We start from the raw sequence: 12,655 nt of genomic DNA on the forward strand, positions 1-12,655 counted from the left end.
GCGCTTAGTCAGTCATTCGCTCAGCCAGTCACCTCCCACCCTGCCGAGGACTCCATGACGGACAATCCCCCCGGGCTCGACCTCCAGCGGCTCCAGGACCACCTGGGCACCGGACCGCTGCGGGCCGAGCTGATCGAGGGCGGCCGCTCCAACCTCACGTACCGGCTCACCGACGGCACCGAACGCTGGGTGCTGCGCCGGCCGCCGCTGGGACACGTGCTGGCCACCGCGCACGACATGGCACGCGAGTTCCGGGTGATCGGCGCGCTGCACGGCTCGGCCGTACCGGTACCGCGGGCCGTGCGGCTGACCACCGACCCCGGGGTGATCGGTGCGCCGTTCTACCTGATGGAGTTCGTGGCGGGCACCGCGCACCGCGACAGCGCGGAGCTGGCCGCGCTCGGCCCGGCCCGGGTGCGCGCGCTGGCCGACCATCTGGTCGACACCCTGGTCGCGCTGCACGCGATCGACCCCGCAGACGTCGGTCTGGCCGACTTCGGGCGCCCGGACGGCTTCCTGGAGCGCCAGGTCCGACGCTGGGGGCAGCAGTTGGACGCCTCCCGCAGCCGCGAGGTGCCGGGCGTCGACGAGCTGCGCGGCCTGCTGGCCGGCGCGCTGCCCGCCTCCCCCGCCGCCACCCTGGTGCACGGCGACTACCGGCTCGACAACGTGCTGGTCGGACCGGACGACCGGATCACCGCCGTGCTGGACTGGGAGATGTCCACCCTCGGCGACCCGCTCACCGACCTCGGCCTGCTGGTGACGTACACCGAACTCGCCGACCGCTTCGCCGGCGTGCTGCCCGGCGTGGCGCTGGCCCCCGGGTTCCCGAACGGCGCGGAGCTGACCGCCCGGTACGCCCAGGGCTCCGGACGTGACGTCACGGCGGCGCCCTGGTACGTCGCCTTCGCCTCGTTCAAGCTCGCCGTGGTGCTGGAGGGCATCCACTACCGCTACGGCCAGGGCGGCACCGTCGGCTCCGGGTTCGACCGGGTCGGCGCGCTGGTACCGCTCTTCGTCGAGCACGGCCTGACCGCCCTGAAGGAGCGCTGACATGGACTTCGGTTACGACGCCCGCACCGAGGAGCTGCTCGCGCGGCTCACCGCCTTCCTGGACGAGCACGTCTACCCGGCCGAGCCGGTGCTGACCGCCCAACTCGCCGACCCCGCACGGGACCGGTGGTCGATCCCGCCGGTGATCGGCGACCTCCAGCGGGAGGCGAAGCGGCGCGGGCTCTGGAACCTCTTCCTGCCCGGAGAGTTGGGGGCCGGACTGACCAACCTCCAGTACGCCCCGCTGGCCGAGCTGACCGGACGCAGCATCCAACTCGCCCCGGCCGCCCTCAACTGCGCCGCCCCCGACACCGGGAACATGGAGCTGCTCGCCCAGTTCGGCGACGAGGCGCAGCGCAAGCAGTGGCTGGAGCCGCTGCTGGCCGGCGAGATCCGCTCGGCCTTCGCGATGACCGAGCCGGAGGTGGCCTCCTCCGACGCCACCAACATCGAGACCCGGATCGAGCGCGACGGCCAGGACTACGTGGTCACCGGGCGCAAGTGGTACATCACCGGCGCGATGAACCCTGACTGCCGGATCTTCATCGTGATGGGCAAGACCGACCCGGCCGCCGACCCGCGCCGCCAGCAGTCGATGATCCTGGTGCCGCGCGACACGCCCGGGGTCACCGTGCGGCGCGGCATGACGGTCTTCGGCTACGACGACCGCGACCACGGCGGGCACGCGGAGGTGGTCTTCGACGGCGCCCGGGTGCCGGCCGGGAACCTGATCGGCGAGGCCGGGTCCGGCTTCGCGATCGCGCAGGCGCGGCTGGGGCCGGGGCGGATCCACCACTGCATGCGGGCGATCGGGATCGCCGAGCGGGCGCTGGAACTGATGTGCCGACGGGTCGGCGCGCGGGTGGCCTTCGGACGTCCGCTGGCCGCGCAGGGGGTGATCCAGGACTGGATCGCCGAGTCCCGGGTACGGATCGAGCAGGCCAGGCTGCTGGTGCTGAAGACCGCCTGGCTGATGGACACCGTCGGCAACCGGGGCGCGCACACCGAGATCCAGGCGATCAAGATCATCGTGCCGCAGACGGTCGAGTGGATCCTCGACAAGGCCGTCCAGGCGCACGGCGCGGCGGGCGTCAGCCAGGACACCCCGCTCGCCCACCTGTGGGCCGGCAACCGCACGCTGCGGCTGGCCGACGGCCCGGACGAGGTCCACCGCCGTTCGCTGGCACGCCGCGAACTGAAGAAGTACCAGGAGGCCTGATCGTGACCACTGCTTCCGTCGAAGAGCTCCGCTCCCGAACGAGAGCACTGCTCTCGGAGTTCGATCCCGCCGACACCGAGCCGCTCGACTTCCTGCGCGCCCGCTTCGACGCCGGCCTCGCCTGGGTGCACTTCCCGGTCGGGCTCGGCGGCCTCGACGCCCCGCGCGCGCTGCAAGCCGTGGTGGACGCCGAACTCGCGGCGGCCGGCGCGCCCGACAACGACCCGCGCCGGATCGGCATCGGCCTCGGCATGGCCGCGCCGACCATCCTGCGCTACGGCACCGACGAGCAGCGCTCCCGCCTGCTGCGGCCGCTCTGGACCGGCGAGGAGGTCTGGTGCCAGCTCTTCAGCGAGCCCGGCGCCGGCTCCGACCTGGCCGCCCTCGCCACCCGCGCGACCCTCGGCGCGGACGGCGTCTGGACGGTGGACGGCCAGAAGGTGTGGACCTCCAGCGCCCACACCGCCCGCTGGGCCATCCTGATCGCCCGCACCGACCCGGCGCTGCCCAAGCACAAGGGCATCACCTACTTCGTCTGCGACATGACCGACCCGGGCGTGGAGGTCCGCCCGCTGCGCCAGATCACCGGCGAGGCCGAGTTCAACGAGGTCTTCCTGACCGGCGTCCGGATCCCCGACACCGACCGCCTCGGCGCCGTCGGCGAGGGCTGGCAGGTCGCTCAGACCACCCTGAACAACGAGCGCGTCTCCATCGGCGGCCAGCGCACCCCGCGCGAGGGCGGCCTGGTCGGCATCGTCGCCGGGACCTGGCGCGCCCGCCCCGAGCTGCGCACCCCCGAACTGCAGCAGCGGCTGCTCAAGCACTGGGTGGACGCCGAGGTGCTGCGGCTCACCGGCGAACGGCTGCGCCAGCAGCTGACGGTCGGCCAGCCGGGCCCGGAGGGCGCCGGCACCAAGCTCGGATTCGCGCGCCTCGCCCAGGAGTTGACCGGCTTCGAGGTCGAGTTGCTGGCCGAGGAGGGCTTGGGCTACGACGACTGGACCATGGTCCGCCCCGAACTGGTCGACTTCAACGGCCGCGAGGCCGGCTACCGCTACCTGCGGGCCAAGGGCAACTCCATCGAGGGCGGCACCTCGGAGATCCTGCGCAACATCATCGCCGAACGCGTCCTGGGCCTCCCGCCGGAGCCGCGCACCGACAAGGACGTGCCGTGGAAGGACCTCGCCCGATGAACCTGCTCTACACGGAGATCGAGGAGGAGTTGCGCGCCAGCGTGCGCGACCTGCTCGCCGACCACAGCCCGGTGTCCGCCGTACTGGCCCGGATCGAGGGCCCGGGTGCCTACGACCCGGCGCTCTGGCGGCAGTTGGCGGCCGAGCTCGGCGCGGCCGGGCTCCAGGTGCCGGAGCGGTACGCCGGGGCCGGCGCCTCGCTGCGCGAAACCGCGGTGGTGATGGAGGAGTTGGGGCGGGCGGTGGCGCCGGTCCCGTTCCTGGGCAGCGCGGTGCTGGCCACCACGGCCCTGCTCGCCGCGCAGGACAGCGCGCCGGACGACGTACTGGGCAACGCGCTGGGCGCACTGGCGGACGGCTCGCGGACCGGCACCCTGGCCGTCCCGCTCTCCAGCGCCCCGGGCCGCCCGTTCACCCCGACGGTGACGCTCCACCCGGACGGGACGCTCAGCGGGCGGGTGACCTCGGTGGCCGACGCGCTCGGCGCCGACCTGCTGGTGGTGCCCGGCCCCGACTGCTCGCTCCACCTGGTCGAGACCGGCTTCACCGCCACCCCGCGCACCTCCCTGGACCTGACCCGCCCACTGGCCGACCTCACCTTCGACCGCACCCCGGCCCGGCTGCTCACCGCCGACCCCGCCGCCCTGCAGCGGGCCCTGCTGACCGGCGCCGGCCTGCTCGCCTCCGAGCAGCTCGGCATCGCCGAGTGGTGCCTGGCCGCCACGGTCGGATACCTGCGCGAGCGGCGGCAGTTCAACCGTCCGCTCGGCTCGTTCCAGGCCCTGAAGCACCGGCTGGCCGACCTCTGGCTCGACGTGGTCGGCGCCCGGGCCGCCGCGCGGGCCGCCGCCGACGCGCTCGCCACCGAGGCCGCGGACGCGGCCGTCGCCGTGGCGGTGGCCGCCTCGCACTGCGGCACGGTGGCGGTGCGGGCCGCCGAGGAGTGCGTCCAGCTGCACGGCGGCATCGGGATGACCTGGGAGCACCCCGCCCACCTCTACCTCAAGCGCGCCAAGGCCGACCACCTGGCCCTCGGCACCCCGGCCCACCACCGCGCGGTCCTGGCCGGCCTGGTGGACCTCCCGGCCTGACCCGCCACCCGAGAGAGCGGAGCCGCCACCCCACGGGGTGACGGCTCCGCTCAGTCGATCACGTACCGGTCCGTCAGGAGGCCGGACTCACCCGGATCGTGGTCAGCCTGCCGTCCTGGGCCTCGCGGACGACCTGGATCCTGGTGTTGGTGTCCGGCACCGCCACCGTCAACTGCGGGGTGGCCGGGTCGGCGTAGACACCGGTGTGGTCGTTGAAGACCGGCACGGCCGGCTCAACGCCGATCTTCACCGGGACGCCCGCCTTGTGCAGGGTGAAGGACGTCGTCGGCTTGAGCGAGAAGGGCGCGTCGAAGGTCTGCGCCCGGGCGTTGACCAGGGTGCCGTCGGCGTAGCGGATCGGCGTCGGGTGTGCGTCGATCGGCAGGATCAGTCCGCCGCCGGGGTGGTCGACCACGTTGTTGTCGCTGTAGTCGGTGTCCCAGAGCCAGATCAACACGCCCTGCTGGTAGGGGTAGAAGTCCACCACGTCGGCCTTGCCGGCCACGCCGGTGTAACCGAAGTTGTACGGACCGGTCCTCAGGAACGCGCCGTAACCGGTGTAGCGACGGTTCTCCACCAGGTAGGCGCGCGGATGCTCCTTGACGGCGTCCTTGCCGGTGACGATCGAGAAGCCGGTCGCCGTCCAGCCCTGGTTACCCTGCTCCGCACCGTCGGCGAACAGCTGGGTGCCGCCGCTGGTGATCTTCACGGCATCGACCGTGACGCCCTTGCCGTGCGTGTTGCTGTCCGAGGTGACGTGGAAGCGCAGCTGGAACTTCTGGCCGGCGTACCCGTCCAGCGGGATGTGCAGTTGCGTCCAAGCCCCTGAAGTGCCGGTCAGTGCGGGAGTGTTGGCGGTCGAGTTGCCGATCGGCTGCCCGTTGACGGTACCGCCGAGCGCCTTCCAGGTGGCGCCGCCGTCGGTGGAGGCTTCGACCGAGAAGAAGTCGTAGCCCTTCTCGACGTCGTACCAGGCCGCCGCGTCCAGGGCGGCGGGTGCGCTCTGTCCGGTCAGATCGACGGTCCGGGAGAGCGAGTTGTCCATGTTGTCACCGGTGTCGCTCCACCACTGGGCGCCGCCCTCGTAGGGGTCGGTCAGCTCGGTGGTGGTGTGGCCCGGTGGCAGGTGGACCAGGACCGCCTGCGCCTGGTCGGTGTTGTAACTGCTCACCCCCAGTGTGTGGGAGGAGGTGGTGGCGGCCTGCGCTTCGTCGTAGTTCAGCCAGCCGAACTGCAGCTTGCTCCACGCGTCCAGGTCGCCCGGATAGGCGCCGGTGGTGTTCTTTCCATCGCCCAGATAGGAGGCGGAGGACATCAGCGACCAGAAGTTCACACTGTTGTCGCCGCCCTTGGGGCTTGTGCTGTACAGGTCGGGCAGACCGAGGTTGTGGCCGTACTCGTGCGAGAAGAGGCCGACGCCGCTGTTCTCGCCACCCTGCACGTAGTCGTAGACGTAGTAGCCGGAATCTCCGACGGGCGCGCCGCCGATCTTGTCGCCGACCGGTCCGACCGTACCCGTCGGGTCCGGGAAGTCCCAACTGCGGTGCGCCCAGAGGGCGTCACTCCCCTGGGCGCCGCCGCCCCAGGTCTCGTCCACGCCCGCGTGCACCACCACGACGTTGTCGAGGTAGCCGTCGGGCTGGTCGAAGTTGCCGTCCTTGTTGTGGTCGTAGCGATCGTAGACGTCGTACTGCGCGAGTTGCGCCTTGATGTCGGCGGGCGTGCGGCCCTTGGCGATCTCACCGTCGTACCAGGCCTTCACCGCGTCGCGGATGAACTCCTGCGCCTCGGTCCAGGCGCCGGGGCCGTCCGGTCCCTTGTTGCTGCCGTAACGCGCCTCGTTGTACGGGACGGTGACCCAGTCGCTGACGGTGCCCTGGATGTCGTAGCGGCCCGAGGACTGGGTGCGGTAGTAGTTACGGATCGAGTCCGCGCCCGGCGTCGCGTCGAAGAACATCTTCTGGTAGTAGTCGCGGCTGAAGTCGCCGTTCCACAGCGTATGGGTGTCGCCCTTGCCGGGCTGGGGAATCTGGTTGTGCTGCGGACCCGGGGTGCCGCCGTACTCGACCTGGCCGTTGTAGAGCGTGGTGTTGTCGACCTGGTCCCCGAACTGGGCCAGGATGACGAAGACCTTGTCCGTCCGCTGCTGGGCGAGTTGCACGTAGTCGTTGCCGACCTTGACCTTGGCGGGCGCGCGGCCGTCCGATGTCCGGGCGATGGCGCCCTGGTTGAGCTGCGCCAGCGCCTGCGAGCGCAGCGCCTGGCGCTGGCGCTCCTGTGGGGAGAGCGGCTGCGCGGGACCTTCCTGCCCCTGCACGCCGTCACCGGCGTCGGCGCCGGGGCTGAGGCTGATCCGGGGCGCCGAGTTCGGGGCGGCCTGGACGGCCGGTGCCGCGAACAGGGTGGCCGCTATCGCACTGGTGGTGAGTGCGGCGGCGAGGGCTGCACGTAATCTGCGCAACTGACCGGTCCTTTCGGGACGGGGTGGTCGGTGGGCGCAGGTAATATTTCACATGTCACCGGTGATGTGTAAGAGGTAAGGACAAGGAAAAGGGGCCACCAAGAACGGTGACCCCTTCGACCTGCTGTCACGCCGTCGGACCGGACTCAGGTCAGGATCACCACACGGCCGGTCGTGCTGCCCTCGGCGACCCGCTGGACGCCGTCCGCCGCCTGATGGAACGGCAGCCGCTCGCTCACCAGCGGGCGCACCACGCCCTGGTCAGCGAGCTTGCCGAGTTCCTCGTGGACGGCGCGCACCGCCTGCGGGTCCTTGCTCGCGTAGAGGCCCCAATGCAGGCCCAGAACCGAGTAGTTCTTCACCAATGCGTGGCCCAGCGAGGGCGCCGGGATGGTGCCGCTGGCGAAGCCGATGACCACGATCCGGCCCTCGAAGGCGACGCAGCGGGTCGATCCGGCGTAGGCGTCGCCGCCCACCGGGTCGAAGACCACGTCCGCGCCGCGCCCGCCGGTGGCCTGCTTGACCGCCGCGACGAAGTCCTCGCTCTTCCGGTCGATCACCAGGTCGGCGCCCAACTCCCGGGCCACCGCCGCCTTCTCGGCGCCGCCGACCACGCCGATCACCGTCGCACCGGCCGCCTTGCCCAGCTGGACGGCGGCGCTGCCGACGCCGCCGGCCGCCGCGTGCACCAGCAGGGTCTCCCCCGGGCGCAGCGCGGCGCGCCGGTGCAGGGCGAACCAGGCGGTCTGGTAGCCGATGTGCAGCGCGGCCGCCTCGGCGTCGTCCAGTGCCGGCGGAGCCGCGAAGACCGACCCGGCGTCCAGCAGGGCGTACTCGGCGAAGGCGCCGCCGGGCAGCACCGGATTGCCGATCACCCGTTCCCCATCAGGGAGTTCACCGCAGAGCTCGACACCGGGGATGAACGGCAGCGGCGGCTTGATCTGGTACATCCCCAGGCACATCAGCGCGTCCGGGAAGTTCACCGCCGCCGCCCGGACCTTCACCAGCAGCTGTCCCGGCCCGGGCACCGGCTGCGGGACGTCCTCGACCAGCCGCATGACGTCCCGCGGCATCCCCAACTCGCCCACCTGCCAGGCCTTCACGCGCCCTCCTTGACGATCTTCTGCTGAAGGTGGTTCATCGCGCCGAGCCAGCGGTCCGGGTCGGCGGCCCGCCCGGCGTAGAAGCCGGCGACCTCGGGGTGCGGCAGGATCAGGAAGGTGTCACGGGCCAGGTCGCGCAGCACGGCTTCGGCCACCTCGGCCGGCTCCAGGGCGTCCGCCGCGAGCAGTGCCTGGCCGAACTCGCCCGCGTCCTCAAGGATCTGGGTCCGGACGCCGAGCGGGCAGAGCGCGTGCACCCGGACGCCGCGGTGCCGATAGGTGGCCGAGAGCCATTCGGCGAAGGCCAGCGCGGCGTGCTTGGAGACCGAGTAGGGGGCCGAGCCGAGCATGGTGAGCAGTCCGGCGGCCGAGACGGTGGCCACGAAGCGGCCGCTGCCGCGCTCCAGCCACTCGGGGAGCAGCAGTTCGGCGGCCCGCACATGCGCCATCACGTTCACCTCCCAGGCGGAGGACCAGAGTTGCTCGGGCGCCTCGGGCCCGCCGCCCGGGGCGACGCCCGCGTTGGCGCAGTAGACGTCGATCCCGCCCAGCGCGTCGCGAGCCGCCTCGATCAGCGCCGCGACGCCCTCGCGGCTCGCGGCGTCCCCGGGGACGGCGACGGCGCCGAGGGCCTGCGCGGTGCGCTGGGCGGCCGCCGCGTCGAGGTCGTTGACCACCACGCGCGCGCCCTCGGCGGCGAAGGCCGCCGCCAGAGCTGCCCCTATGCCGTTGCCGGCGCCGGTGACCACCACGCGCTGCCCGGCGTGGGCCCCGGTCACAGGCCGCCGCCCAGCGTGACGCCGCCGTCGACCACCAGGGTCTGCCCGGTGATCCAGGCCGCGTCGGCGGAGAGCAGGAAGGCCACCGCGCCCGCGACGTCCTCGGGGACGCCGAGCCGCTTCAGCGGGTACGGCGCGGCCGCCTCCTCCTCGCGTCCGAGGTACAGCGCCTCGGCGAAGCGGGTCTTGACCACGGCGGGCGCCACCGCGTTGACCCGGATGTTCGGGCCGAGCTCGCCGGCCAGCTCCATGGTCAGCCGGGACAGCGCCGCCTTGCTGACCCCGTACATGCCGATGCCGGGCGAGGTGCGCAGGCCGGCGATCGAGGAGACGTTGACGATCGCGCCACCGTGCTCGCCCATCCAGGCCGCGTGCGCGAGCCGGGTCCAGGCCAGCGGGCCCAGCACGTTGACGGCCAGGATCTTGGCGGCGGCGGCCGGGTCGGTGTCCAGCACCGGGCCGTAGACCGGGTTGATGCCGGTGTTGTTGACCAGCAGGTCCAGGCGCCCGAAGGCCTCGACGGTCCGGTCGACCGCGTCCCGCTGGTGGGCCGGGTCGTCCGCCTTGCCCGCGACCGCGATCGCGTGCTCGGGCCCGCCCAGGTCGCGGACCGCCTCGGCCAGTGGCTCGGGGTTGCGCGCGGTGACGCACACCTTGGCGCCCCGGGCCACCAGCTCGCGGGCGATGCCCAGTCCGATCCCCCGGCTGGCTCCGGTGACCAGGGCCACCTGCCCCTTCAACGAATCCGTCATGGCCGTCCTCGACTCTGTGACTCCGTGAGCTCTGGGAGCTCGGTGAACCCGTCAGTAACTAAGCGCTTGCTTAGCATGTTGGCCCGGGGTCACACTGTCAACCACCTGCAAGCACCCGCCCGGCCCGTGCGAGGATGACGCCCATGACCAGCCAGCAGCATGCCGACCTGTGGTCCGGGGAGCGTCCCGAGGCCGCGCGGCGCCTGCTGCTCGCGGCCGTCGACGCCTTCGCCACCCGCGGTTTCCACGCCACCACCACCCGCGACATCGCGACGGCCGCCGGGATGAGCCCGGCCGCGCTCTACATCCACTACCCCTCCAAGGCCGCGCTGCTCGCCGAGATCAGCCGACAGGGCCACGCCGCCACCCTCGCCCTGGTCGAGGAGGCCGCCGCGCACAGCGACGACCCGCGCCTGCGGATGCGGCGGCTGGTGGAGGAGTTCACCGCCTGGCACGCCCGTGGCCACACGGTCGGCCGGATCGTCAACTACGAGCTGCGCGCGCTGCCGGCCGAGGACTTCGAGGTGGTCGCCGAGCTGCGCCGGCGGATCGAGGACACCGTGAAGCAGGTGATCGAGGACGGGGTGGCGGCCGGCGTCTTCCACACCCCGGAGACCCGCACGGCGGCCCGCGCGGTCACCTCGCTCGGCATCGACGTGGCGCGCTGGTACAACGAGCGCAGCAGCGAGACCCCGCAGCAGCTCGGCGAGCGCTACGGCGTCCTGGTGCTGAGGATGCTCGGCGCCTGAGGCCGCTCGCAGAAGCGGAGCTGGGGGGTCGCGGTCCGAACGGGCAGGCGAATCCAGGAAACTATCAGGAACTTCACAACGTCATAGATCGAGGACGACGTGCCACTCCCCCCGGAGCGGTGCGCTGTCCCGAGGTCGGGGGGAGTGCGTCCGGCGGCAGCCCGCCGTCGGCACGCCGGGACACTGCTCGCGACCTCCTCGGTGGCCCCACCCCGGGACCGCCGCTCGGATCCGTCCAGCCGGGCTCGATATCCAACGGAGAGTTTCACGTGCAGCCCCAGCAGTCGCCGCCCACCCGCACCCGTGCCGTCCTGGCCGGCATCACCGTGCTCGCACTGTCTGCCGCCCTGTCGGCCTGCGGTGGCGGCAGCAGCAGCAAGCCGACCGCCGCCGCCAAGCCCGGCGCCGGCACGGCGGTTCCCGGGTCGGCCGCCCCGGCCGGCCCGGCGAGCAGCGCACCGCCGAAGGACGGCAAGGTCGTGATGCCGACCGGTCCCGCCGCCGACCTGAAGAAGGTCCGTGACACCAAGGCCGGACCGATCATGATGACCACCCTGGCCGGCAAGAAGTCCGGCGTCTCCGCCCAGGTCTGGGTCTGGCTGCCGCCGCAGTACAGCGACCCGAAGTTCGCCACCTTCGGCTTCCCCGTACTCACCCTCTACGCGGGCGGCCAGAGCAATGGCTACAACACCTGGACGGACAACCAGCTGCCGATCCAGGAGATCGACGCCCAGCTCGTCCAGCAGCAGAAGGCTCACCCCTTCATCATGATCATGCCGGTGCAGAACCTCAGCGGCGACGAGCACCGGTCCCTGGACTGTTCCGACATACCCGGCCAGCCCAAGATGGGCACCTGGCTGTCCCAGGACATCCCGGACTTCGTCCGCGCCAACTTCCGCACCCTCAAGGGCCGCGACAGCTGGGGCCTGATGGGCGCCTCCAGCGGCGCCGACTGCAGCGCCAAGCTGGCGATGCAGCACCCCGACCTCTACAAGGCGGCCGTGCCGATCGACGGCGATTTCAAGGCGGACTCCACGCTCTGGAAGGGCCACCCGGCCGAGGACGACGCCAACAGCCCCGACAAGCTGATCGCCACCAGCAAGGCCGACGTCAGGATGCTCGCCACCGCCGGCGGCGGCAGCGCGTACGAGGTCGACGTGGTGAAGAAGTGGGCCGCCAAGGCAGCCGCCCCGACCACCGTCGAGTACTACGAGGAGCCGGGGGGCAAGCACCTGACCTCGGACTTCGGCAAGTTGATCCCGATGAGCCTGGAGTGGCTCACCAAGAACCTCACCGGCCCGCAGAGCGACGGCTGACGACCCGTCGACGGCCGGCACGGCCCCCGGGACGTCGTCCCGGGGGCCGGCGCGCGTCAGGGGGTGGGCAGGACGCAGCCCGGCAGGGTCAGCTGGAGCTTGTTGCCGGGGGCGAAGCAGGCGGTCAGCAGGTAGGTCTCCTCGGCGTAGTTGGTGCCCTCGTGGACCGTCACATTGCCGTTCTGGTCGACCTCGCAGGGGTTGTCGACCGTGCAGGTCTCGCCGTTCTCGTTGCCGGTGTTGTTGACCGCGACGAGCAGCCCGGTGGCGGTGTCGATCACCGGGGAGCCGGAGGTCCCGCCGATGGTGTTGCAGGTGGAGGTGTAGCGGACCGAGTCCTTCCAGGTCCAGTCGCCCTCGTCGAGCCGATAGACAAAACCGTCGATGGAGCAGGAGTAGGTGGTCTTCCAGTAGCCGGAGACCACCTTGATCGCGTCACCCGCCACCGGGTGGTCCGGGGATATGGTCAACGGGCTGATGCCGTAGCGCTGTTGGATCGCGGCATAGGTCGTGTTCAGCTGGTAGAGCGTCACGTCGGTGTCGGTCATGGTGGAGTACACGACCTTGCTGGCGCGCAGCGTGCCGAGCCGGCCGCCGGAGGCACTGAGCAGCGTGAAGCTGCGGCTGGAGGGCTGGTTGACGATGACCTGCCCGGGGTCGGGCATGCCGGTCTCCAGACAGTGGCCGTTGGTGAGCACCAGGGCGGGGTCGGTGCTCACCGAGTTGGGCATCCGCACCACCGAGCCGGAGCAGTCGCTCAGCGCGACGGTTCCGGCGAAGTTCACGGTCACCGCGGGAGCGGCGGCGGTGCGGGCGGTGGTGGGTGAGGTGGGGGCGGCCTGGGCGGGGGCGGCGCAGGCCAGTGCACCGGTGCCGGCGAGCAGGGTCGCGGCCAGTGCGCCGATCAGGGAGGTCTTCACTGTGGGGGCTCCTTGTCGT

11 protein-coding genes are annotated in these 12,655 nt (G+C 71.9%); 6 read left to right on the forward strand and 5 right to left on the reverse strand.

Annotation, left to right across the window (positions count from 1 at the left end; translation table 11 throughout):
* The first annotated feature begins 54 nt into the window (after positions 1 to 54).
* From BS80_RS33145 to BS80_RS33160, 4 genes are read left to right on the forward strand one after another with little or no spacing between them, the layout of a single operon-like run.
* On the forward strand, positions 55 to 1,053 hold the full coding sequence (locus BS80_RS33145) for a phosphotransferase family protein (protein WP_035805061.1): 999 nt from the start codon (positions 55 to 57) through the stop codon (positions 1,051 to 1,053).
* A gap of 1 nt (position 1,054) precedes the next feature.
* Positions 1,055 to 2,272, forward strand: a complete 1,218-nt coding sequence (locus tag BS80_RS33150; protein ID WP_035805063.1) for an acyl-CoA dehydrogenase family protein — start codon at positions 1,055 to 1,057, stop codon at positions 2,270 to 2,272.
* Positions 2,273 to 2,274: 2 nt separating this feature from the next.
* Complete coding sequence (locus tag BS80_RS33155; protein WP_035805064.1) at positions 2,275 to 3,465, forward strand: acyl-CoA dehydrogenase family protein; 1,191 nt, start codon at positions 2,275 to 2,277, stop codon at positions 3,463 to 3,465.
* Positions 3,462 to 4,556, forward strand: a complete 1,095-nt coding sequence (locus BS80_RS33160; protein ID WP_035805067.1) for an acyl-CoA dehydrogenase family protein — start codon at positions 3,462 to 3,464, stop codon at positions 4,554 to 4,556. Before BS80_RS33155 ends, BS80_RS33160 begins: the two co-directional genes overlap by 4 nt.
* 73 nt (positions 4,557 to 4,629) lie before the next feature.
* Here the strand turns inward: BS80_RS33160 and BS80_RS33165 are convergent, their stop codons facing one another.
* From BS80_RS33165 to BS80_RS33180, 4 genes are all read right to left on the reverse strand, one after another.
* Entirely contained in the window at positions 4,630 to 7,017 is a 2,388-nt protein-coding gene (locus tag BS80_RS33165; RefSeq protein WP_035805068.1) for an immune inhibitor A domain-containing protein, read from the reverse strand.
* A gap of 146 nt (positions 7,018 to 7,163) precedes the next feature.
* Entirely contained in the window at positions 7,164 to 8,120 is a 957-nt protein-coding gene (locus tag BS80_RS33170) for an NADPH:quinone oxidoreductase family protein (RefSeq protein ID WP_035805070.1), read from the reverse strand.
* The gene (locus tag BS80_RS33175; RefSeq protein WP_035805072.1) at positions 8,117 to 8,899 is read right to left on the reverse strand and encodes an SDR family oxidoreductase; all 783 of its coding nucleotides are present in this window, start codon (positions 8,897 to 8,899) and stop codon (positions 8,117 to 8,119) included. Before BS80_RS33175 ends, BS80_RS33170 begins: the two co-directional genes overlap by 4 nt.
* Positions 8,896 to 9,651 carry an SDR family oxidoreductase gene (locus BS80_RS33180; protein WP_035805073.1) on the reverse strand — a complete coding sequence of 252 codons (756 nt, stop codon included), beginning with the start codon at positions 9,649 to 9,651 and terminating at the stop codon, positions 8,896 to 8,898. Before BS80_RS33180 ends, BS80_RS33175 begins: the two co-directional genes overlap by 4 nt.
* Positions 9,652 to 9,794: 143 nt before the next feature.
* Between BS80_RS33180 and BS80_RS33185 the strand changes: the two genes are divergently transcribed.
* Complete coding sequence (locus BS80_RS33185) at positions 9,795 to 10,400, forward strand: TetR/AcrR family transcriptional regulator (protein WP_035805076.1); 606 nt, start codon at positions 9,795 to 9,797, stop codon at positions 10,398 to 10,400.
* Between the two features lie 269 nt (positions 10,401 to 10,669).
* Complete coding sequence (locus tag BS80_RS33190; protein ID WP_157536739.1) at positions 10,670 to 11,716, forward strand: alpha/beta hydrolase; 1,047 nt, start codon at positions 10,670 to 10,672, stop codon at positions 11,714 to 11,716.
* A 56-nt stretch (positions 11,717 to 11,772) separates the two neighbouring features.
* Here BS80_RS33190 and BS80_RS33195 read toward each other — a convergent pair whose 3' ends face one another.
* Entirely contained in the window at positions 11,773 to 12,636 is an 864-nt protein-coding gene (locus tag BS80_RS33195; protein WP_035805077.1) for a S1 family peptidase, read from the reverse strand.
* Positions 12,637 to 12,655 lie beyond the last annotated feature (19 nt).

Origin of the sequence: Kitasatospora mediocidica KCTC 9733 (assembly GCF_000744225.1) — a bacterium.
GTDB lineage: Bacteria > Actinomycetota > Actinomycetes > Streptomycetales > Streptomycetaceae > Kitasatospora > Kitasatospora mediocidica.